Raw genomic sequence first — 22325 nt, 5'->3', positions numbered from 1 at the left:
CTAATATTAATGAATTTCAGATTTATGACGGTTGCTCGCCTTTGCGAGACGGAAAATATTCCGCTGCAACCGTTGCGTATTGCGGGTATAGACACTTTTGCTAGAACCGCAGTCCTACATCAAGTGCGTTGATCCCGGAGGTTTGCGTCGTGAACGAGACGTCAGTCACTCTAGAAGAGAGCTGGAAGGCGGCTCTCGCCGGTGAGTTCGCAAGTCCTTATATGCAGCAGCTCAAGACCTTCCTGCTGGAGCAGAAGGAACTCGGCCGGCGGATTTTCCCCAAGGGCAGTGAATATTTCCGCGCGCTCGACCTGACCCCGCTTGCGAAGGTCAAGGTCGTGATCCTTGGACAGGATCCGTATCACGGCGTGGGGCAGGCACATGGGCTGTGTTTCAGTGTGCGGCCTGGCGTGCGCATTCCACCGTCGCTCGTCAACATCTACAAGGAGATGGAGACGGATCTCGGCATTCTGCCGGCGCGGCACGGCTTCCTGGAACATTGGGCTCAACAGGGAGTGCTGCTGCTCAACAGCGTGCTGACTGTGGAGGAGGCGCAGGCTGCGTCGCATCAGGGCAAGGGCTGGGAGCAGTTTACCGACGCTGTTATCCGCAAGGTGAACAATGAGTGCGAAGCTGCCGTTTTCATGCTCTGGGGTTCTTACGCTCAAAAGAAGGCGGCTTTTGTCGATGCAAGGCGGCATTTGGTGCTTAAGGCGCCGCATCCGTCGCCACTCTCGGCTCATAACGGCTTTTTCGGATCCCGGCATTTCTCCAAGGCGAATGCATTCCTGCAGTCGCACGGTCGCGAGCCGATCGACTGGCAGCTTCCCGCCAATCCGTGAACGCTCCCGCATCGTCGTTCACAAAATGGAGACAATGCGTGTCGGCTTGCCAGGCTATGAGAAACGGGCGGAAGAGCTCATCTATGACCCATCGAAAGCCCGCCCGATGCGGGCAGAAAGAGGTCTCAAATGCTCGATCAAATCAAGGGTCTGCACCACGTCACATCGATGGCGGAGGACGCCCGCACCAACAACCAGTTCTTCACCAATGCGCTGGGCCTGCGCCGTGTCAAGAAGACCGTCAATTTCGACGCTCCCGACATCTATCACCTCTATTACGGCGACGAGACCGGTTCGCCGGGCACGATCATGACCTACTTCCCGTTCCCGAAGATGCCGCAGGGCCGCCCGGGTACCGGTGAAGTCGGTACCACGGTCTACTCGGTTCCGCAGGGCTCGCTCGGGTTCTGGAGCGATCGGCTGACGAAACTCAACGTTGGCGGTCTAAAAACCGAGGAAACCTTCGGTGAAAAGCGCCTGAATTTTGCTGGCCCTGACGGGGATGGTTTCGCCCTCGTCGAAGTCAAGGACGATACCCGCGCTCCCTGGACACATGGCGGCATCAGCGAGGATCAGGCTATCAGAGGCTTCCACTCGGTCGCCATGCGGCTGAAGGATGATGGCGCCACCGCCGAACTTCTGAAGTTCATGGGTTATGAGGTTCAGGAGGAACGAGACGGCGTCAAGCGGTTCGTCATTCCCGGCGGCAACGGTGCGCATCTCGTCGATCTCGAAACCATGCCCAATATCGCTCGTGCGCTCCCGGGCGCCGGTTCCGTCCACCACGTCGCCTTCGCCGTTGAAAACCGCGAAAAGCAGCTTGAGGTGCGCAAGGCGCTGATGGATACGGGCTATCAGGTCACCCCGGTCATTGATCGCGATTACTTCTGGGCGATCTATTTCCGCACGCCCGGCGGCGTGTTGTTCGAGATCGCAACCAACGAGCCCGGTTTCGACCGCGACGAGGATACGGCTCATCTCGGCGAGGCATTGAAGCTGCCGCAACAGCATGCTCATCTGCGCGCCCTTATTGAGCAGCATCTGCAGCCGCTCGAAGCCTAAGCGGAGGCAGGACAATGACCGACAATGGTTATGTGCACCGGCTGCATGCCGGTGCGCCCGGCAAACCCATCCTTTTCGTGCTGCACGGAACAGGCGGCGACGAGAACCAGTTCTTCGACTTCGGCAGGCGACTGCTGCCGGAAGCAACAATCGTTTCGCCGCGCGGCGATGTCTCTGAATATGGAGCAGCCCGCTTTTTCAAGCGCACCGGAGAAGGGGTCTACGACATGGCCGACCTCGCGCGGGCGACTGCGAAGATGACTGACTATGTCCAGGATCTGGCGGCGACACACGGCGCCTCCGAAATTCTCGGGCTCGGCTTTTCGAACGGCGCCAACATTCTGGCGAACATATTGATCGAAAAGGGCCTGTTCGATGCGGCAGCACTGCTCCATCCGCTCATCCCTTTTCGGCCGCGCGCCAATCCCGATCTCGGCGGTCGAAGGGTCTTGATCACGGCAGGCCAGCGCGACCCGATCTCGCCGGTCGCGTTGACCGATGCGCTTTCCGACTATTTCGAGGCCCAAAAGGCCGCTGTGCTGTTGGAATGGCATTCGGGCGGTCACGATATCCGGACGAATGAAATAGAGGCGATCGGTAAATTCTTTGCGGAATACGCCTGATCAAAAAATTATGCGGCGAATTTCGCCGCATAATGCGTTTCAGATTCCAGTTGGAAAGCGCTCTTACGCTTCGTGGTAGTAGGCCGAGTAGCGATTGTAATAATACTCGCCGGAACCATAGGAGCGATAGAGCTTCAGTTTTTCGGTGTCGACCTTGTTCAGTACGACGCCGATGCACTTTTCCATGAGTTCGGGTTGAACTGCGAAGGTGGTGCGAACGACGCGCCGTGACGTACGGCCCCACTCGATAACGGCCAGCGATGCATCCAGCATCGGGCTAACCGCCCGGGCATCGACGACCGGGCCGAGCGGCGGCAGGTCCAGAACGATGTAGTCGAAGTGCACCTTCAGCTCTTCCAGCAGATTGACCATGATGGAGGAGGAGAGCAGATCGGAGGAGTGCGGCACGCGGCGCTTGACGACTGCCGGCAGGAAGGCGAGCTTTGTCTTGCTGTCGAGCAGCAGCACATCCTTCAGTGGCTTACCTTCCAGCAAGGCTTCTAGAATGCCTTGCTCCGCATGGCGGCCGATAGCGCGCGTTGCGCCCGGATTGCGAAGGTCGGCATCGATCAGCAAAGTCCGCGAGCCCTGCATGGCAAGAAGCTGTGCAAGATTGATGGCGACGGTCGACTTGCCTTCACCGGGAAGGCTGGAAATCACACCGATCACCTTGCAGCGTGAGCTTGGATTTTCCATGTCAACGGCGATCTTGGCGCTACGCATCGTTTCAGCGAAGGCTGAAAGTGGATGATTGACCACGTAATTGGTTATCCCGTTACCGCTTTGCAGGCCACGGGCAGATTCCGGCTCGCTGGCGCCGCTGCTCGCTTCCTTCGCGTCGACAGCCGGTATATGGCCAATGTATTCGAGCGACAACACGTCCCGCACCTGCTCGCCAGTACGGAAGAAGCGGTCGCGGAATTCACGGAAGGCGCCGATCCCACCGCCGAAGGCTGCGCCGAGCGCCATAGCCAGAGCAAGGATCAATGGCTTCTTCGGCGCGCTCGGAGCCGTCGGCACCTGTGCTCTGGTGATGATGCGCGCGTCGGTGATCGGGAAGGATTGCTGCTGAGTTGCTTCCTGGAAGCGGGCGAGGAAGGTCTGGTAGAGGTTGCGATAAGTATCTGCAGTGCGCTCGAGTTCTCGAAGCTGAACCTGAGTTTCACCGGCCGCGGCCGTTACGCTGCTCGCTTGCGTGACACTGTCCTGAAGGGACTTTTCACGAGTTTGCGCGACCTGAAGCTCGCTTTGATAGCTCTCAGCGATACGGTTCAATTCTTCGAACATCAGCCGTTGATATTCAGCCATCTCGCTGCGAAGGCGAACGGCCTGAATGTGATCCGGCCCGAGACGAGCAGATATTTCAGCTTCAAGCTTTGAAGCTTCCAAATATTTCTTGCGCAGATCGTTAGAGATCGAGTTATCGAGAACGTCGGTTACGATGGCGTCAGTGCGCTTATTATCGATGATCGATTTCACACGCTCGTACTTTGCCCGCGCTCTAGCTGTATCGGCCTGCGCGCCGATCAACTGGGTCGTCAATTCGGAAAGCTGCTGGTCGCTAAGAAGCTGATACTGACCGCCGGTAGAGAGAAGGCCATGCGCAGTCCGAAACTTTTGGACCGCAAGATCTGAATCGAGCGCCCTCTGCTTGAGTTCGTCGATACGCTCCTGAAGCCACTCGGAGGCACGACGGGTGGCATCGTATTTCGAGTTTAGTTTGTCGACGAGATAGGCCTCGGCGATAGAGGTCGCAATTTTCGACGCCAGCTCAGGAGATGTCGAAGTGTAGCTGATTGAAAGTGCGTAGGAGCGTCCGATACGATCGACGTCCATGTCAGTAACGATCTTGTCGGCTGCGTTATGGCGCAAGGTGTCAAGATCGTCGGCTGCGACGTCATCGCTGGCAAACCAAGTGCGAAAGTTCAGAAGCGAGCGAAGCATGCTGATTGGCGAACGGGCCGGCGAAGTAAATTCCGGATTGTCGAGGAGCTTCAGTTTGTCGACAACGGCTAGACCGATCGAGTCAGATTTGAAAAGCTCGACCTCGCTGAGCACGGAGGCGTCGTCCTCAATCGGAAGAGCTGCGGCGACATTGGCCTGCATCTGGTTCACAATTTGACTGTTGCCGCGATCGATGAGAACGCTTGTCGACGCAGTGTATTTGGGTACCGCCGTCAGGATATAGACGAGGCCCAAGATTGCGAAGATTCCCATGCAGACTGCAACGACACGCCATTGACGGCGTGCGACTGCAACAAGCCGTTCGACATCAATGGTATCGCCGGCGCCGGCGTTTTCCCAATCTTCATCGGCATGCGCCGAGACCTTATCTGGCGATAGCAATCCGGGCCTCCGTTAGCTAACAAGTTCAAGTGAATGTACGATCGAACACATTAAAAGCGCCCATCTTCAGGCAATACAATTGACCGGGATATCAATATTCCGAGTGGGATATCAATATCCGCAATAGAATATGACAGCTCTTCATCAAGTGCCAGTCTGAAGGCTAACCTCTTCCTGCTTAAGGAATCGAGAATAAGCGTCGACGTACTTTTGCGCTTCGTGATCCCAATTGAAGTCAGCTTCCGCCAACGCTTTTGCGCGCCGGCCAGCTTCTGCTCGAGCGTTGTCATCCGTTATTAGTGTCAAGCAAGCCTTTGCAAGGGCTTCGGGCGTCGGTGCATCGGCGTAGCGCCCCGCCGATTTAAGCAAGCGTTTCGTTTCGCGCAAATCATAGGAAACGGAGGGTATTCCAAGCGCGGAGTACTCGAAAACTTTGTTCATGCTTATCTTGTCATTATATTCATTTACCGGATCCGGTATGATCCCTATGTCAAAGGTACTTAACGCGGCGAGTAGCTGCTCTCCGCGCAAATATCCAGTGAAGGTGACAAAGTCTTCTATCTCTAACTCTGCAGCAAGACTTCTAACCGTTTCAAGTGCCGGACCATCTCCCACGACAACTGCTTTTATATCAGAAACTGAGTGAACCTTTACGAGCTGGTGAACGCAACGGATCAGGTGATCGACACCGTCCTGATCTGCGATAATTCCAACATAGCCCAAAACGACGCGGGCGCCGCCACGAAGTTCTAAATTCGGCGCAACGCGGCGAATTCGGGACTTATCCGGAATGCTGTAAACGGATACGACATCTTCTCCTTTCTTTCCTCCTCGCGACATCGCCAATTCACGGTGAGTCTCATTGGACGAAATCACGAGGTCTGCCGTGAGGAAAGTCAGCCGTTCGGCAAGTCTCAGCAGATGATAGAAGAAGCCGCGCCTCGCGTATTTTGCGACGAAGAGTTCCGGACTTACATCGTGGTGGTCAAAAACAAAGCTCTTCCCGAACAGCTTGAAGGGGAGCGCAACCAGAAAAATCAAATCCGGGGGATTGCAGGCCTGGATGACATCGAATCCTCTTCTCTGAAGCACTTTGAAGAGAAGGGTGAATTCGTAGAACAATGCCACACTGTATTCGGCAAGGAAGGCAAGTTTTCCACGAGCCTCGAGTGGGAGTGGATGCCGAAAGATCTCGATATCGTCGATAATCTCAAACTTCTCGGGATACTGTTCTGTCTTCGGGCATATCACAGAAACCTGCCAGCCCGCATCCCGCAACGCGCACGCCTCTTGCCATACTCGTCGATCAAACGGGACTGGGAGATTTTCAACGATAATCACGCAGGAAGGCATATCTGGTCCTATGATTCGAGTTGAATAAGGGCTGATTTGAAGTTGCAGTACTTAGCCTTGCTGGCCGACCCTCACGTTGAGGCGAAGCCTCGCAATTTGTGAGAGTTCTCGATGCAGCGTGCTCGTTTCACCAAACGACTTGCGTATCCATCAGTTAACAACGCCTAACGTCAGCAATTAAATCAAGAGCTTCCAACCTATCGCACAAACTTTGTTGCAAAAGCTCTTCACACCTAATTAAGCGTGACGTTATCGTATTCCTCGCTGCAGTGCAAAAAAAATGCCATCGAAGTGAGGCTTTTTTTGGGGTGCGCGGTTAATGTCCCGATGGGATACGCTCTTCGATATGGTCCTTGAGGCTAGCGGACAGCGAAGAGAATTAAGACGGGAAGAAGACATCATTTGCACAAACAGGTGAGGAAATGATGCGAATATGGCTCGGAATTGGCCTTTGCCTTGTGCTTATCCTGGGTGTGATCTCTGGCCAAGTTGCCTCAATCAGCAGAGCAGACGACATGACTTATAAAATCGTGACCTTCGGAACGTCTCTGACCGAGCGGGGCGGTTGGCAGTTACCTTTGCAAGAGGCGCTGACTAAGTGCCTTAGGCGTCCGGTTCTGGTAGATGCAGTTGCACGCAGTGGTGCCACATCTGAATGGGCTCTGGAAAAAACAGGGGACGTGATAGCGGCGAAACCTGATGTCGTACTCGTTGAATTCTATGCTAACGATGCTGCTCTAAATCGCTTTATGACTGTAGGGCGCAGTCGTCAGAACATGGCGATGATCCTGGGGCAGCTGAAACAGCAATTGCCTCATGCGCGCATCATCGTCATGGGAATGAATCCGATCTTTGGAATCAGGGGCTTCATTCGTCCGTTCATCAACAGCTATATCGATGCCCATCGTCAGCTTGCGAACGAGATGGGCCTTGATTTCTACGATAACCAGCCGGCCTGGGCCGAGCTCGCCCCGGATGAGCTTTCTGCGGCTATCCCGGACGGCTCGCATCCGTTGCCGCAGGCGGCATCCGCCGTCATCGTTCCTGGTTTGACCCAGGAGATCGCATCGGGCAAATGTCAGAATTGAACCAGTCGACCTTATCGAAGGGACAAGCTTATGAAGATCATGGTTTGGTGCGCCGCGCGCGGCGGCATGCGCAGCGTCGTCGAAGCCTATGAGCGTGACGGGTTTCTTGAAAAAGAAGATGTCCGTCTCGTCGCCTCCTATGTGGATGGCAATTTTCTTGTAAAGCAGCTCGTGCTGCTGCGCGCACTCATCGTCTATCTCTGGCTGTTGACGACCAAGCGCGTCGAGCTTGTGCACGCTCATTCAGCAATGCGCGGCAGCTTTTGGCGCAAGGGGCTGTTTACGTCGCTCGCAAGGCTTTTCGGCATACCGGTAGTCCTGCATTTGCATGGTTCGGAGATGAAGCCGTTCTATGAGAGCCAGCGTCCGTTTCTGCGCCGACTTATCCGGCGTCACCTTGAGAAGGCGACGCGCGTCATTGTGCTTTCGGAAAGCTGGCGGGAATTCGTTGGCGGGATCGCGCCAGCGGCGCGCATCGTTGTCGTTCCGAATTATGTGATTGTGCCGCCCCCTGCAGATCCGCAGATAAGGAAGCCGCATGATCTTCTCTTCCTCGGGCTGATCGGACCACGCAAAGGAACGTTCGACCTCATCCCGGCTTTCGCCAGGATAGCTCCAGATCATCCGGATGCGAAGCTGGTGATCGGCGGCAATGGCCAAGTTGAGGAGGCCAGCAAGCTCGTAAAAACCCTCTCCATGGACGGTCGCGTGATATTGGCCGGCTGGGTCGACGGGCAGAAGAAGCAGGCGCTGCTGGAGGCAAGCGGCATCTATATTCTTCCCTCTTATAACGAGGGATTGCCCATGAGCGTGCTCGAAGCGATGGCTGCCGGTGTTGCGGTTATCACCACGCGCGTAGGCGGGATACCAGAGTTGATCACCGACGGCGTCGACGGCCTGCTGGTCGACGCCGGCGATAAAGACGGGCTCGCGAACGCAATCTCTGCTCTCGTCAGTGATGAAGGACTTCGCACGCGTCTCGCCGAAGCCGGCAGAATGCGGGTGGAAAAACATTATTGCGATCGCGTCATATTGCCCTTGCTTCATCGCATTTATGAAGAAGCCTCAGGCGCCGACAAACGGCAAGGGACGGCCAGCGGCCAAACGCTGGAAGGCCGGTCGTAGCTTGCTCGTCATTGAAGCGCATTGCCTCGGTCGGGATAGTTCTCCGAGTGTGTCCACATACTCGGAGAAACCTATGATTGGAAGTTAGCTCACCAGCCGCGGATCAGCGATTTTTCTAATGATGAAACGGGATAGCCTGATTGTGAAAGGTGTGCCGTTCTTGTCTGAAGTGATGTCCAGATCGCATTTCAGGTTGTCGAAGGGCAAGTCGGGCATCAGGAAGGGGTTGGTCTTGATCCACCAGCCTTCGCTGCCGGCCCCGATCGAATGCGCGAAATCGCCGGATGAGGTCCAAAGCCCTCCAACGCTCTGGAGGAGCTTTTTGTCCTGCCGCAATTTGAAGACGATTCGCGCCGTACCCAACTGATCACCGGCTAGCTGTTCCACGAACATAGCAGCGTATATCCAGTCGCCTGGCGCCAGCTTCCCTGTAGTCGCGATCGGGTCGGCGTTGAACTGCATATGTGTGTAGGCCGCATCGTTATCGTCGGTCGGCGTCACAGCTAGACGCGCGCCCTTGATGGCGCCCTCAAGCTCGTCAATGGAGCAGGCAACGGTCTCGGCATTACGCCCGATGCCGCATCGGAAACCGCTCGGAATTTGTCCCGTGATTGCCGGGCTGGCTTTCCCGCCTTCTGCTCCGCTCAATCGTCCCATGCTTTCGCCCGCAAGATTTTCAACGGCTGGATCGAAATTGAACGTGGATCCGGCGCTGATAGCGGACTGTAGGATAGGCAGCAGCTTTTCCTTACCGATCCTCCGCGCGCCTTTTGGCGCCAGATGAATTTTGTCTTTCTCGTACATGCTGAGGTCTTGGACGCCGCCTGGTGCAAGAATATCATCATTGCCGTCGACAATGCCGAGTACGCCATCGCGTCCTTCCTGGGCCTTTATCCAATTGTTTGAATCGGCAACGGCCCTGTGGCGGGCGTCGTTCTTGGGCCAATCACCCCGTGGATAGATCGTCATCAGGATAACCCATACACCCCCGGCTCGCGCCAGCCGCAGCGCCTTGTCGAGCTTGGCTATGATTTCCGCTGCGGCTGCAGGGCTGTTCTTTCCGGCAGTATCACCTGAATTTACCGAATTGGTCCCTCCCTCCAGGATGATAACAGCAGGGCGTTTCGCAAGAAGCGCAGGGAGACGGGTGAGAATGCCGGTGGATGCCTCATTACTCCATTCGAGATGGGCTCCGAATATCCCCTGGTTTGCTCCGGAAATATTGCGACCGGTCGGGTCGGCTGTATCGTACCAGCTATCATGGTCGAAGCGGGGATCGAGTGCGCGGGTCCATTCGATGAAACCGTTCGCCATGCTGTAGCCTACGGCGAATGTATTACCTGGGTTTGGCACCAAAGGAGAGCCCGCATAAACACCGTAGCCGATATGGCTGTCGCCAATGGCCGATACCCTGGTTCCGGTCGGAAGGGGAAGGGCAGGCAGTGGACGGTGGGTGTCGATTGCGCCAGTGACTGAGTCTTCGTCGATAACGGCGCCGGACAAGGGAAGTGGGAGAGCTGCGGCTATTGTTGCCTTTGGAGGAAAAGCAACGCCGATTCCGATCATCGCAGCTCCTCCTTGCAGGAGTTCACGGCGTGTCGCAGGTCGTCGGTTCATCTATGAAGCCCACCGGGTAGGTTTTCGGAAGAAGCAGTTTATTCGCAGCACGGTCGTTGACGCGCAAGGAAATATCCTGTCGAATGCTACCGGATGAAAACGACAATTATCCGTCGCTCCTCCCAATATGCTGAACATGATTTCCTGTCTGCATTCAAATGAAGCTTTTGAGATAAGGCATTGCATGAGCGCGGAGACAAGGCATCCGTGGCCTGTTGGCCGCCTCTCCAGGATGTGGGCAGAAGATTGGCGGAACTTGTTATTTTTCATATTTTCGCTGGCTTCGGCTGATATGCCATGCGGGCATATTTTGTGCGGACCCGCTTTCCGTTTTCGATCAGGAGGACATTGACATTGGAAGAGAACAAGGGTCGATGGACCATCGTCCTCTTAACCTGCCGCGATCCTGCCAAGGATTTCCGCCTGCCGCTTGCGGAAGAGCTGCATCTTCTTGGGCATAAGGTCTTCTACATCTTTTTGAAGCGGCGCCCCGTCGTCATCGATATGGACAATAGCCAGGAGAAGCGAGTTTTCTCACTGCCGAAATTCCTGAGCTTCATGCGTCATAATTTCCGCGACCGCAGACCGCTGCTCTTCGTCAACTCCACCAATCTTGTTTTCCCGGCAATGAGCCGAATGCTGCGGGTGCTCTGTGGCGGCTTATGGTGCCTGGATATGCACGATGACTTGCTGTATGGCCGCACTGGCTACTCGCGCGTGAAGGCGCAGATCGCGCAGACCATTCTTCTCGGCGGCTCGGATGTTGTTGTTCACGCCGCGCCGACACTAAAGCGACTTTTCCCGACGTCGCGTCATCTCGGTAATGCTTCCTCGGTGACAGCTATCGAGCGGCCAGCGCCGGATTGGAAAAAAATTCTGATCCTGGCGAGCGTGGACGAGCGGCTTGATTTCGATTTTCTGGGAGCGGCGGCAACGGCAAATCCTGGACTGCGTTTCGAGATACGCGGACACATTGCCAGCGACGACCCGAAAGTTAAGCAAAAGGTTGATGAACTGACGTCAGCGCACGCCAACATCCACTATCTGGGATCTTACGTTAACAGCGAACTGCCCACGGTCCTCGGCGCCTATGCCGTTACCCTTGCGCCTTACGTCGTCGGCTCGCCACTGACCGATTACATTGATCCGCTGCGTTTCTATCATTGCCTGAATTCTGGCATGGAAGTCATCTCGACCGGCATTCCCAAGGCCCGTGATTTCGGCAGTGTCCTGCATTGCGTGGAAGACCCTGCCGAAGTGGGGCCACTGCTTTGCGGGCTTGCTGAAGGTACGATCGCGCGCCGCAATACTGGGTCAACCGCCTCGGTTTACAACTGGAGAAATCGGGCGATCAAGCTGCTTGATATTGTGTCCGGCGAGACCTCAAGTGCCGAAGGCCTGCCAGCCTGATTGTCCCGCAATATTCTATTCGTGATCCGGCGGGGTGATTTGACCGACGGATCGGCATGAAGTGTGAGACATGTTGATCTATCCGACTTTCCTTGGCCATTTTGTTGCTTCAAGCTAAGGTACGTGTTATCGGAAAGCGAATGCTGCATTGCACCATTGGAGGTCGAACCACCGTCCTGCGGCTCTGTGACTTAGCTGTTTCTGCGTAGCGGTTTGTCCGCCCCAATTGGCTCCTCTGCTAAGACATATTCATCACCTAACGGCACCATTTCCGACAAGTGAAGTGGACGGCAGCAAGAATTAGGAGAGCATCGAATTGCCTGGTTTGAACCGATTTTTGAAGCTTCGCCGGATCGTGGTCGATGCGCGACGGTTTTATCTGAACCGTTTCTGGGGGATGAACATCCATCCGACAGCTGATTTTTCGCTCTCTGCACGCTTTGATAAGACACACCCCAAGGGCATTTATGTGGGAGAGGAAAGCTATGTCGCTTTTGACGCTGCTATTCTCGCGCACGACACAACGCGTCGAATGTATCGCGATACACGCATCGGCAAGCGCTGCTTCATTGGTGCCAGAAGCATCATTTTGCCTGGGGTGACGATCGGTGATCACTGCATCGTCGGATCCGGCAGCGTCGTAACAAAGGACATGCCGGCCTATTCGATCATCGCAGGCAATCCCGCGCGCGTTATACGCTCCAATAATGGGCTTGATCCCTATGGCCGTATTCCACGGGTCGTAGAGCAGGTCCCCAGTGAAGCCGAGGCTGACGAGCTTCAAAGCCGGCAGGCGTGAGATCGCGGCCGTCCGTGGTGGCCGATAATACCGTCAATGTTGTGAAAGCGAGAAGCATGACCGAGAACGGCGCAAAGCGGGCTTCCCTGGCCATCTATCTCCCCGATCTTTCCGGCGGTGGCGCGGAGCGCTTGCATGCGCGCCTTCTCCCGCAATTCTCCAAAGCAGGCTTCAACGTCACCTTCCTCCTCGACCGTGAGGGAGGCGAACTGACAGACCCGGTGAAAGAGCAGGGCGCGCGGATAGTTGCCCTCGATGCAAAACGGCAGCTCAGTGCCTTGCCCAAGCTCGTACGCTATCTGAAAGAGGAAAAGCCCGATATTCTCATCGCGAATATGGAGCACATGAATGTGATGGCGGTTCTAGCCAGACGGCTGGCCGGTGTTCGCACACGCATACTCGTAACTCAGCATAACGCCTTTTCCGAGCAGGTGAAGCGGCGCTCCTGGCAATTCCGCGTGCTACCCGCGCTCTATCGCATGGCGATGCCTTTCGCAGACGTCATCGTCGCAGTTTCGGCCGGTGTCGCCGATGACCTTGCTTCCAGAGCAGGCATCAAGCGTTCGAAGATACGTGTCATCTACAATGGTGTCGTCACCGAAGATTTCGAGGAGCGCACGTCGAGGACGCCGGAACATCCGTGGTTTGACGATCCTCAACCAATTGTTCTAGCCATGGGACGGTTGGTGCCGCAAAAGGATTTCACGACCCTGATCAAGGCATTTGCAGGCGTTTCAAAGCAGAGCGACGCAAGGCTTCTCATTTTGGGTGATGGTCCGATGCGGGAAGAGCTGGAGACACTTGTGAAAAGTCTAGGTCTTCAGGAGCGTATTTCCATGCCAGGCTTCAGCGAGAATGCGCTCGCCTACTTGAAGCACGCGAAGCTTTTTGTGCTTTCTTCCCGATTTGAAGGGTTCGGAAACGTAGTTGCCGAGGCGCTTGCTTGCGGTACGCCAGTCGTCAGTACCGATTGTCCGCATGGTCCGGCCGAGATTCTGGATGGCGGCCGTTTTGGATCTCTTGTTCCCGTCGGTGACGTTGCTGCTTTGGAGAAGGCCATTGTCGACAGTTTGGGTCGTCCGGTTGATGCTGCGGAGCTTCAAGCGAGAGGGCAAACATTCAGTGTCGCCAGATGCGCGGAATCTTATTGTGAGGTGCTTGCATGAATGGCGTTAACAAGAATGCCAATCGCGATAAGTTCGGCAGCATCGAGGTCGGGCGTGGAGTCGCCGCTCTGCTCGTCGTTTTCCACCACACTGGTAGCATCATGTCTGAACCACGGTTCTTTGGGGCGGAGCCGTTTAATAGCCATTTCAATAACTTTAATGTTGGAGTGGATTTCTTTTTCGTTCTTAGCGGCTTCATCATCACCTGGATTCACTGGAGCGATATAGGTCGCAGAGAACGGATCCGTTCTTTTGCGGCCAAGCGATTTATCCGCATTTATCCGCCCTATTGGTTCATCCTCTTTCCGCTTGTCATCCTTTATTTGGTCTTCACGGGGGCAGGGCAGCCAAGCCAGCGCGACCCGGTAAACATCGTCCTGTCCATTTTTCTCCTGCCCAATCCAATTCCACCGGTCCTCGGCGTGGCCTGGACATTGATACACGAGATCTTTTTCTACGCGCTCTTTGCCGTGATCATCTGGAACGGCCGTAAGGCATTGTGGATCTTGCCAGCATGGGCGCTAGCTATCGTCACAGCAAATCTTCTGGTGACGTTCCAGGCAATCGGCTCATTGGCCTTTCCGTTTTCGTTCTTTTTCAGCCCGTTCAATATCGAATTTATCATGGGTGTCGGCGTGGCGATGATATTGCGACATGCGAGAATACCAGTACCATATGTGCTCGCCTCTCTAGGCGTCGTCGTCTTCTTCCTCTTGACGTGGTTCTTCGTGAACATTCAGGACGATCCGCTGGTTGGACGTTTGGCTTTTGGTACTGCGTCCATGTTGTTCGTTCTTGGAGCAGTGGAAATTGAACGTCATCGCCCACTGAACGTGCCAGGATTTCTTCTCGCCTTCGGTGCGTCCTCCTACGCTGTTTACCTCGTGCATCCGGTCGTACTTTCGTTTTCGATAAACCTATCGTCACGGCTCGGAATCTCGACATATTTTTCGTTGAATATTGTTGCGATCATGATCGCATCCGTCGCCGCAGCGTTTGGGATCTCTTATCACTATCTTATCGAGCGCCGGCTCATAAGGTTTACGCGTCGTATCATGGAGCCGCGTAGAGAAACCCAGCTGACGGACCGCTATCCCGCGGAAAATGACGAAACGAGCGGTATTAAACCAGAGCAGAAGGTATCGAGGATCGAAGCATGAATGCTGCCCGGCAAAAGGAGACTTCTCCTTATCGTCTTTCGCCGCGCGAGCTCGCACTCGTTTTTATCATTACGTTTCCTCTGATTGGCACGCTTTTTCCACTGGACTCGTATCTTGGTTGGAAATCTCCGGCGCTTGCGGCCATTGTTGTGAGGAGCCCGCTTAACACGACAATAATACTCACGGTGATCTTGAGTTATGTTGCGTGGCTTTTTAGCCGGAGCCCACAAAAGTCTATTTCTGCGCTGAAGCGCAATTGGATAGTGTTCGCCTTCCTTCTATGGGCGTTTTGCACATCGCGCTGGATGCCTGAGCCAGGGCAATCGTTCAACAGAACGGGGCGAATGCTGGTTTTCACACTCTATGCGGTCTATCTCATAGAATTTGTACCCTATCGGCGTGTCCTTCAGCTTCTCGCCATAGGCTTGGCAATTTCGTGTACGATTTCGCTTGTTATGATCGTCGCAGCGCCGTCACTTTCTTACAGCTCGGAAGATTTGCGCGGGGCTTGGCGCGGCGCGATGATACACAAGAACGTCATGGGAGGTACGGCGTCGATGACCTTCCTCGTTGCGCTTGTGTCGTGGCGCATGAAACTGCTGAATCCTTACCACATTGTGGTTATTGCGTGTCTGGCCACCTTCTTGTTGCTTATCGCGAATTCGGCAACGGCGCTTTTGGCTGCATTCGTAATCACGGCCATTCTCGGCTATCTGATCTACGTGGTTAACAGGGTTTCCTATCCCTTGGTGCTGCTGTTCTTCACGGGGCTCGTGGCTTCAGTTGTCGGGGTCATAATCATATCAAGCGGCATCGTTTACACCCTTCTAGGACGCGATGCCAGCCTGACCGGACGTGCGCAGGTCTGGGAATTCGCGTCCCTCATGATCAACCAAAATCCTTTCTGGGGCTATGGGAACGGTATCTGGGGAACGGAATACTTTAAGCCGATCGTTCTGCAGGAACTGCATTGGCCTGCACCCCACGCACATAATGCCTGGATAGATTTTCGATTGCAGTTGGGATTGCCGGGGCTGTGTTTTGCTGTTGCGATTTGGGCGATCATCGGGATGAGGCTGCTCTACGCCATTTCAATTCGACGTATCCCGGAAATGGCACTTCCGGCGGCTATATTTATATTGCTGAGCATACGTTCTTATACGGAGACAATCATCGTCGATCCGTCCTTGAACGAGATGTTTTGGCTCGCCTTCTCCTACGCTGCTTTCGCAGCTCTACCGGTTCGCGAGCGACTTCGTCGGCGTCAGCAGACGCTCGCTCGCAGATCATGGAAAGAGCCGACGCGCATAGTTTCCAAGCAGACATTTGCGCGCGAGCGTGCGATACCGCCCCTTAGTTGACGTTCAGGACCTGTACTTTCGGTCGCGGCGGATGCTCGCTGGGTTGTCACCGCCGGCGGCAGTCTAGTCTTCGGACAAGGGACGCGCGACCTTCTTACGACTTACAACTGGTGTTTGGGGGCAGCGGGTGATGCTGAGAGTGCTTTCCACCAAATGCGCGCTACGGTATTCGGCGCTTCACAGTATCACCATCATCCGAAGGTGGCTTATCCCGCCTCCTGCTCATAGGCCAGCGATTCTTTTCTCGCTCGCATTCGCCGGAACAATGCCCGAATTGCCGGAGTGTTCCGCTCGGTCGCCAGAGAAAATAGAAACGCAAAACCAACACAGATTGCGACGGCGAGCGCGGCGTAAAGAAAATCCGTGTTCTCCGTCGGCTTCATGTGCCACCCGGTTTGGAAGGCCCATACACATATCGCCCCGATCAAAATAACCAGCGGAGTGTGGGTGCAGTAGAGGGAGTAGGAAAAGCCCGCGAGTTGTTCATTGAGGCGCGGCAGCGGCATACGTAGCAGCTTTTTCGACTGCCTCATTGCCATCAGGAGATTCGCAAAGCTCGCTGCTATCGTGTAATCCAGAACCGTTTCTTTGGAAAAAAACGTTGCTGGGGTCGCGGTACCTGGCGTGTAGAGCACGCGCCAGACAAGCAGGCAGGCGATACAGCCTATGGCAGCAAAAGTTGCATTGATCGGCAAAACAGGTTTGGATCTGAGCGCCGCAAAGGTACCCAGAAGCCAGATTCCGGCATAGCCGGCAATCGAGAAGCCGACGAACTGGAACCATGTCAGGGCCAGCAGGATGGCGGCGGCGGCAATGGTCATGGCGACTTTAGCAATGACACCGCTCCTGCCCCAGAACGCCATCATCACAAGCGGGAACGTCATATAGTACCAGAATTCGTGAAAGAGACTCCAGAGAGCACCGTTGCTGCCGAACTGAGTGCAGAACGCCGTTTGAAGAAAGGCGATGTTGCACGCTGCCGTCCAGGCATCGTGGTTCAATGCTGTGCCGGCACCCTCTGCGTCGAGGGCAAAGATACCGTTCTCTGCTGCGTGGAAGATGCCGAGCGCGAGGGTGTCAAACAGGAAAGCAAAGAGAAGCGCCGGGATAAGCACAGTCCAGAGCCGCGACAGTCTCGTGATGAAATAGTCGACGCTATCGAATTTGCTTGATCGAAGATATCTCCCTGCAACGCTTCCTCCAACGAGGTACCCACTCATGACGAAGAAAAGGATGACGGCTGGACCGCCGAACGATGAAATGAATGCAAATAAATAGTGGCCGATAAGTCGCTCAGAGTGAGGAACCTCGAAGAGCTTCACAAAATACCGGTGATTTATGTGGTAGATCACCACTTCCAATGCCGCCGCCCAGCGGAAAAAATCTAACCAAGCAGAAAAATTTTTATTATGAACTACGTCATCAATACCGATGTGCACGCAAAGCCCCCTAGCTAATACAGCATATTTTTTGCTGGATGGCACAAGTAACTTCACAATGATAGTCTGTATGTCAGGATTGATCTTGAAACGGTTAATTTCTCTACGAAAATAAGAAAATAGGCGATTTTTCCCATAGAATGATAGGGGTTATACTTGGAAGGCAGATGGGTCTGCGCAGGCAATTCAGTTGAGCGTCCGACCACCCCTTACCGGGTGATGGGATGTCTCCCGACCACACGCGCGCTAGTTCGGGAAGTGCTGTAGCTGGCCGCTATTGGACGCCGGGTCTTGAAGACCGCTTCGCATCACATCTCGAATTTAGCGTGAAGGCGCATGGTCAAGCGCGTCAGCGATCGCGTACCACATTGGCTTCTTCGCGAATTTGTCATCCAGCGGCAAGCAGCGCTGTTGCAAGCGATCTTTCCTCGGCCAACCTTCGTGGAGCCAGCTAAAGCGATCCGTCATGCCCCAGGTAAGAAGGCCGACGACGGCGGGTTCGTTGAAAAACACATCGAGGTACTGTTTAGTGTGGGCGGCTACGATTGTGTCTCTCAATTTTATATCGGGCTCAAGCCTGACGTCGCTTACGTCAAGCTCCGTGGCACGTATCTTCAAGCCGAGGTCGGCGACCTCTGAGAGAAAACGTCGGTAGACGTTTTCATCGAATTCCGCGTTGGCGATCAAGTGGCTTTGAATGCCGAACCCATCAATCGGCGCACCCTTGGATCTGAGTTTTTCCAGAAAGCTCAAGATCGCATCTCTTCGATGACCCTGGTTCTGATAGTAGACGCTATAGTCGTTATAGTACAAATTGGCGTTCGGGTCGGCCTCTCTGGCGGCGTGAAAGCAATCCGCTATGAAGTCGATGCCTCCCTTGTTGTACGGCGCCCAGTTGCGCAGATTGTCGGGCATGCCGTCTTCCGGCGCGATCGCCTCGTTCACGACATCCCATTCCATGACGCGTCCGCGAAAATGGCTGATGAGTTCGCGAGCGTGGTCGAGAACGAGCGTCTGCCCGTCATCGCTGCCGATAATGTCTTTCGTCCATGCCGGGGGATTTTGATGCCAGACCGCTGTATGGCCCCGTAATAGGAGCATATTGTCCTTGGCAAACTTGGCAATTCGGTCGGCGTTAAAATAGTTGGATTGGCGTGCCGTTGGCTGCGTAGGCCTCCATTTCATCTCATTTTCAGGGACTATCATCGCGGCATCACGTAGCACGGCATCCTGATACTGCTTGAGGCTAAACAAAGGTCCGGCGTTGACTTCGGTGCCGAAAACAAGGCCCTTCTTCTCGGCCCTCTGCCGCAAAGGTGTTTCGCTCGGTTCATCGGCCCTGCTGACTTGAACGGAAGCGGCAGCGATCCCGGCGCCGGCGGCCAGGAGGAAAGTTCGCCGATCAATATGCTTTGTAGGCCACTGACCAATATTATTGCGCATAAAATTCTCCGCCTGAAATTGCGTATATTTTTCAGGTTCAATGTGTCAGGACAATGCCGAATCCCAACGAATTTTTCCTTTCATAGACGTCCCTTTTGTGTAACTTCAATCGGCAGAATGGCCTTGAAATAGCAGGAGCGTGAAGATGTCCGAAGCTGATTACCCGATTGAGGTCTCGGTGGTGATATGCACGAGAAATCGGCACGACCAACTTGAGGAGACGCTGGATTCGCTGATGAAACTGCGTTCCAGTCATCAGTGGGAGGCCGTCATCCTCGACAACGCTTCCACGGACCGAACGAAGGACGTTATAGAGGCGTTTGCGAAAGTCTGCCCGAACGCGCGCTACGCATATGAGGCTCAGCGTGGACTGGGTGCAGCGCGCGATACGGCATGGCGATCGACGCGTGGCAGAATCGTCGCTTTTACAGATGATGACTGCATATTACCGGCTGACTACATCGATCGTGTAGCGGAGGTCTTTCGCGAAGATCCGGCATTGGGCTTTATGGGAGGACGTATTGAGCTCTTCGATCCGGATGATGCGCCGGTCACCATTGACCTGCGGGATCATAGGGTTGAAATTCCTGCCAAGGCTTATGTTTCCGCAGGCATGCTGCAAGGCGCCAATATGGCGATCAGACGTGATGTGTTGGTCGAAATCGGCGGGTTTGATCGCCGCCTCGGAGCCGGTACACCATTTCCGTGCGAGGATATTGATGCTGTAGCAGCGGCCGTATGGGCTGGCTATCGAGGCGCATATGATCCTCGCCCCGTCATTCTTCACCATCATCGTCGAAAGGCAGCCGATGTCCCAGACATCATGCTGAGCTATGATCGTGGTCGTGGTGCTTATTACATGAAGTATCTTTTGAAACCTGAGACGCGCACCGCCTATATTCGAGGCTGGTGGGAAACTTCAGGCCCGGCGCACAGGCCTATCACGTGGCGCCGCCTTGGACGCGAAATTGCGAGTGCAAGGGCATTCCTCGCGCAGACCACGACCCATTCAGAAAAGAGGTTGTGGGGCGGCTTGCTTGGTTTGTCGGAGCATTTCGCAAAGTTTGCTGCCGAGCTTGTGAGGATTGTCCGTTTTCAGAAGCGTGCGCTTCCGTGATCAAATCTAGGAAGCCTAGCATTTGGGCGATGCGCTAGTGCGTGTTTGAGAGGCTCACCTTACCATATTGGCCCAGCGCGCATGTGAGCGCGCCAGGCCTTGAGCTATTTCCTCTGCGTTCGTAAACCGATCGCTGGATGGCGTCAGATCGCAAGGTTTTGTCGCTCTTTGAGAATAGAAATTGCCTCATCGAGCGACTGAGCGAAATAGCGGTTTTCGCTGAATGTTCCCCACGCCTTGGCAAAGCCGCTGATTTTGCCGTAGCTGTTATCGATGACGACGTGCGGAATATCCAGAAGGGTGCAAAGAATATGTCCGTGAAGACGATCCGTGATTACCGTTCGCCCCTTCGACAGCAGTTCGGTGCCAGTCTTCAACCGAGTGCGGGCAACCATCTCCAACAGATTGCCTCTGCGATGATGCTTGTTACCTGGGAGCAGCAGCCAGGGCTCGTGAGCATTGGCCGAGAGATATGACCTGATCTTGTTCAGCTTCGAATTGTCGGAAATCTCTTCCGGCCAGTCGACGACCAATACACGATCCTTCGGATATTGATGCTTCGATGTGTCAACACCGCGCGTCTCTTTGTCCTGCCGCAAAAGCATCAACAGCTCATGAGTAGGCGCCAGCCGGTCTCGCTTCTCGATCATAAAAGCGCTGTCGGGGCACAGCCTGATATCGGCCTTGAAATTTTCCTTCGCAAATTCAAAGCTGCGCTGGTCGCGCACCAACAGCACGAAATCCTTATGTGCTTCACAAAGCGCTGCCATACTCGCAGCCTTTTCGGGCTGTTCATAGAATATCGTTTGAGGAAGCTGGATGACTCTTCTGTTCGGATAGCGTCTCAGGATTTCCTCGTGAAAATCATTGAATTCCGGCCATAGGTCGCCAAAATTTCCTCCGCCGTGAATGAAAATAGGACCGTCGCCGATCGCGCTTTCCATATCTGCCCAATTGGTGTGATGGACTGACGAAATGTAAGCAGGCCGCAACGAAAACCGTTTAAAGAGATCGGATTCGCCGACGTAAATAGCGCTATCACCTACGTTATTGTGATCGGGAAAATCCACCAAAGCAAAGCGCCCATCCTTCGGCACTAGATCACTCATGGTCGAGAGTATCGTCTGTTGCAGTTGAGATACGACGCTCATATTCTATTCTCCGTCGACAGGAATTGTAATTTCGATTTTAGTTTGTCAGGGCGGTGGATCGATTGCGTTTAAAGAGGCTTTTCTTTAAATTGCTTACGACGGCTCGCGCAATATTCTCCACTGAAGGTTGCAGCGCAAAGGCATCGGACAGCCTGCCGAGTTTCAACAAGCGCAAGGCGGTTTTGCCTTTGAGCCGGCTTATCTCGCGCATGTTCTGTGTGGAAAAGGCGACTTGACCGAGCGCTTCACCGATTAAGGCGCAATCCTGATGATCCGGGATATAAGGCCTATACTCCATCAAAGAGAGGAGTTTTGCCGAAGCAGCAGCCTTAAGGTAGCTGAGCTCATCGGGTGAAAGAGATTGCCCCACAAGCTCTAGTATGTTGCTGAGTGTCTTGGCGCGCTCGTAATCCGTTCGCAGCCCGGGCGAAAAGTCGATATCCGGAACGCCTTGAAGGCGGCGTTTATAGGAAATTGCTGCAAGTTGGGATGCAACTGCCGCAACGCGACCGTTGACGATGGATGCACTGGATATGCTGCCGCTGTGGATGCGGTACTCCCCGTGAATATCACGCAAATTATGCAAACGACCCACGCCGAGCAGGCGCCAATAGAGATCCGTATCCTCCGCATGGACAACGTAGCGGTATCCTCCGACCTTCCTTATCGCGTCGAGACGTACCATCAGGAAAGGGTGCATCAGATAGGGTTCCTTTGAAGGAAACCAATCAGGGTCTGGCCGAACATCCCCATAGAGTCTCGACTGTGTGCCAATTAACTTTCCGTATTGGTCGATATGTCGAATGTTCGAGCCTACCGCTACGCAGTCCTTCTCGTTCTGCAAGAAGTTGAGTTGCGCTTCAAAACGATTGGGGTAGGCCAAGTCGTCTGCGTCATGTCTGGCGACGAACTCGGCGTTGCAAATTTCCAGGCCGGCATTTAATGCCGATACTATTCCTCCATTAGAGGTCGTTAGAACGTGAACTCGCTCATCGGCCTCTGCGATCTTATTCAAGATATCCTGCGTGCGGTCGGTCGAGCCGTCGTTGACGATGATGATCCTGATATCGCGGATGGTCTGAGATTGGATGCTGGCAACAGCGGCTTCAATGGTGGTTTCTGCATTGTAAGCAGGAATGAGAACGTCGATCTGAGCCACGCGCAGCGATGTGCCATCCATCCTCGATCTCCTCTTTTGTTGCTTGAGCAGGTTGAACCTATCT

General features: G+C 54.5%; 18 protein-coding genes. 11 read left to right on the top strand and 7 right to left on the bottom strand.

Annotation, left to right across the window (positions count from 1 at the left end):
- Window positions 1-149 precede the first annotated feature (149 nt).
- The 3 genes from ung to FHT82_RS00780 all read left to right on the top strand — a co-directional run bounded on the left by ung (window position 150) and on the right by FHT82_RS00780 (window position 2527).
- Complete coding sequence (ung, locus tag FHT82_RS00790) at window positions 150-842, top strand: uracil-DNA glycosylase (protein ID WP_183725377.1); 693 nt, start codon at window positions 150-152, stop codon at window positions 840-842.
- 129 nt (window positions 843-971) lie between these two features.
- The gene (locus FHT82_RS00785; RefSeq protein WP_183725375.1) at window positions 972-1904 is read left to right on the top strand and encodes a VOC family protein; all 933 of its coding nucleotides are present in this window, start codon (window positions 972-974) and stop codon (window positions 1902-1904) included.
- A gap of 14 nt (window positions 1905-1918) precedes the next feature.
- Window positions 1919-2527 carry an alpha/beta hydrolase gene (locus FHT82_RS00780; protein WP_183725373.1) on the top strand — a complete coding sequence of 203 codons (609 nt, stop codon included), beginning with the start codon at window positions 1919-1921 and terminating at the stop codon, window positions 2525-2527.
- 63 nt (window positions 2528-2590) lie between these two features.
- Here FHT82_RS00780 and FHT82_RS00775 read toward each other — a convergent pair whose 3' ends face one another.
- Window positions 2591-4804 carry a polysaccharide biosynthesis tyrosine autokinase gene (locus FHT82_RS00775; RefSeq protein WP_348647579.1) on the bottom strand — a complete coding sequence of 738 codons (2214 nt, stop codon included), beginning with the start codon at window positions 4802-4804 and terminating at the stop codon, window positions 2591-2593.
- A gap of 213 nt (window positions 4805-5017) precedes the next feature.
- Window positions 5018-6214: a glycosyltransferase family 4 protein gene (locus FHT82_RS00770; protein ID WP_348647568.1), complete on the bottom strand. Its 1197-nt coding sequence runs from the start codon at window positions 6212-6214 to the stop codon at window positions 5018-5020.
- A gap of 527 nt (window positions 6215-6741) precedes the next feature.
- Here FHT82_RS00770 and FHT82_RS00765 point away from each other — a divergent pair.
- Both FHT82_RS00765 and FHT82_RS00760 read left to right on the top strand, forming a co-directional pair.
- On the top strand, window positions 6742-7314 hold the full coding sequence (locus FHT82_RS00765; protein ID WP_246698021.1) for an SGNH/GDSL hydrolase family protein: 573 nt from the start codon (window positions 6742-6744) through the stop codon (window positions 7312-7314).
- A gap of 30 nt (window positions 7315-7344) precedes the next feature.
- Entirely contained in the window at window positions 7345-8439 is a 1095-nt protein-coding gene (locus FHT82_RS00760) for a glycosyltransferase family 4 protein (protein WP_183725367.1), read from the top strand.
- Between the two features lie 84 nt (window positions 8440-8523).
- Here the strand turns inward: FHT82_RS00760 and FHT82_RS00755 are convergent, their stop codons facing one another.
- Complete coding sequence (locus tag FHT82_RS00755) at window positions 8524-10005, bottom strand: SGNH/GDSL hydrolase family protein (RefSeq protein ID WP_246698020.1); 1482 nt, start codon at window positions 10003-10005, stop codon at window positions 8524-8526.
- A gap of 405 nt (window positions 10006-10410) precedes the next feature.
- Here FHT82_RS00755 and FHT82_RS00750 point away from each other — a divergent pair, with 405 nt between their 5' ends.
- The 5 genes from FHT82_RS00750 to FHT82_RS00730 all read left to right on the top strand — a co-directional run bounded on the left by FHT82_RS00750 (window position 10411) and on the right by FHT82_RS00730 (window position 15952).
- A complete protein-coding gene (locus FHT82_RS00750) occupies window positions 10411-11466 on the top strand; it encodes a hypothetical protein (RefSeq protein ID WP_183725363.1) in 1056 nt (351 codons plus the stop codon).
- Window positions 11467-11803: 337 nt separating this feature from the next.
- Entirely contained in the window at window positions 11804-12265 is a 462-nt protein-coding gene (locus tag FHT82_RS00745) for an acyltransferase (RefSeq protein WP_183727200.1), read from the top strand.
- Window positions 12266-12321: 56 nt separating this feature from the next.
- Window positions 12322-13431, top strand: coding sequence for a glycosyltransferase (locus FHT82_RS00740; RefSeq protein WP_183725361.1), 1110 nt, complete (start codon window positions 12322-12324; stop codon window positions 13429-13431).
- Window positions 13428-14591: an acyltransferase gene (locus FHT82_RS00735; RefSeq protein ID WP_183725359.1), complete on the top strand. Its 1164-nt coding sequence runs from the start codon at window positions 13428-13430 to the stop codon at window positions 14589-14591. The genes FHT82_RS00740 and FHT82_RS00735 overlap by 4 nt, the downstream gene beginning before the upstream one ends.
- The gene (locus FHT82_RS00730; protein ID WP_183725357.1) at window positions 14588-15952 is read left to right on the top strand and encodes an O-antigen ligase; all 1365 of its coding nucleotides are present in this window, start codon (window positions 14588-14590) and stop codon (window positions 15950-15952) included. Before FHT82_RS00735 ends, FHT82_RS00730 begins: the two co-directional genes overlap by 4 nt.
- 206 nt (window positions 15953-16158) lie before the next feature.
- On the opposite strand, the gene FHT82_RS00725 is transcribed toward FHT82_RS00730, so the two are convergent.
- Together FHT82_RS00725 and FHT82_RS00720 are read right to left on the bottom strand one after the other, a co-directional pair.
- Complete coding sequence (locus FHT82_RS00725) at window positions 16159-17391, bottom strand: acyltransferase (RefSeq protein WP_183725355.1); 1233 nt, start codon at window positions 17389-17391, stop codon at window positions 16159-16161.
- A 321-nt stretch (window positions 17392-17712) separates the two neighbouring features.
- A complete protein-coding gene (locus tag FHT82_RS00720) occupies window positions 17713-18834 on the bottom strand; it encodes an endo-1,4-beta-xylanase (RefSeq protein ID WP_183725353.1) in 1122 nt (373 codons plus the stop codon).
- A gap of 145 nt (window positions 18835-18979) precedes the next feature.
- Here FHT82_RS00720 and FHT82_RS00715 point away from each other — a divergent pair, with 145 nt between their 5' ends.
- On the top strand, window positions 18980-19951 hold the full coding sequence (locus FHT82_RS00715; protein ID WP_183725351.1) for a glycosyltransferase family A protein: 972 nt from the start codon (window positions 18980-18982) through the stop codon (window positions 19949-19951).
- 143 nt (window positions 19952-20094) lie between these two features.
- On the opposite strand, the gene FHT82_RS00710 is transcribed toward FHT82_RS00715, so the two are convergent.
- Together FHT82_RS00710 and FHT82_RS00705 are read right to left on the bottom strand one after the other, a co-directional pair.
- Window positions 20095-21102, bottom strand: a complete 1008-nt coding sequence (locus FHT82_RS00710; protein WP_183725349.1) for a polysaccharide pyruvyl transferase family protein — start codon at window positions 21100-21102, stop codon at window positions 20095-20097.
- A gap of 37 nt (window positions 21103-21139) precedes the next feature.
- Window positions 21140-22282, bottom strand: coding sequence for a glycosyltransferase family A protein (locus FHT82_RS00705; protein WP_183725348.1), 1143 nt, complete (start codon window positions 22280-22282; stop codon window positions 21140-21142).
- Between the last annotated feature and the right edge of the window lie 43 nt (window positions 22283-22325).

This window comes from Rhizobium sp. BK275, assembly GCF_014193555.1.
In the GTDB taxonomy this organism is placed as follows: Bacteria; Pseudomonadota; Alphaproteobacteria; order Rhizobiales; family Rhizobiaceae; genus Rhizobium.
The sequence above is the reverse complement of the archived record's forward strand: the minus strand, read 5'-3'. Positions and strand labels throughout refer to the sequence as shown.

Coding starts and splice junctions, on each gene's coding strand:
- FHT82_RS00785 (WP_183725375.1), top strand. CDS start 972: ATGCTCGATCAAATCAAGGGTCTGCACCACGTCACATCGATGGCGGAG.
- FHT82_RS00780 (WP_183725373.1), top strand. CDS start 1,919: ATGACCGACAATGGTTATGTGCACCGGCTGCATGCCGGTGCGCCCGGC.
- FHT82_RS00765 (WP_246698021.1), top strand. CDS start 6,742: ATGACTTATAAAATCGTGACCTTCGGAACGTCTCTGACCGAGCGGGGC.
- FHT82_RS00760 (WP_183725367.1), top strand. CDS start 7,345: ATGAAGATCATGGTTTGGTGCGCCGCGCGCGGCGGCATGCGCAGCGTC.
- FHT82_RS00755 (WP_246698020.1), bottom strand. CDS start 10,005: ATGATCGGAATCGGCGTTGCTTTTCCTCCAAAGGCAACAATAGCCGCA.
- FHT82_RS00740 (WP_183725361.1), top strand. CDS start 12,322: ATGACCGAGAACGGCGCAAAGCGGGCTTCCCTGGCCATCTATCTCCCC.
- FHT82_RS00735 (WP_183725359.1), top strand. CDS start 13,428: ATGAATGGCGTTAACAAGAATGCCAATCGCGATAAGTTCGGCAGCATC.
- FHT82_RS00730 (WP_183725357.1), top strand. CDS start 14,588: ATGAATGCTGCCCGGCAAAAGGAGACTTCTCCTTATCGTCTTTCGCCG.
- FHT82_RS00720 (WP_183725353.1), bottom strand. CDS start 18,834: ATGCGCAATAATATTGGTCAGTGGCCTACAAAGCATATTGATCGGCGA.
- FHT82_RS00715 (WP_183725351.1), top strand. CDS start 18,980: ATGTCCGAAGCTGATTACCCGATTGAGGTCTCGGTGGTGATATGCACG.
- FHT82_RS00710 (WP_183725349.1), bottom strand. CDS start 21,102: ATGAGCGTCGTATCTCAACTGCAACAGACGATACTCTCGACCATGAGT.
- FHT82_RS00705 (WP_183725348.1), bottom strand. CDS start 22,282: ATGGATGGCACATCGCTGCGCGTGGCTCAGATCGACGTTCTCATTCCT.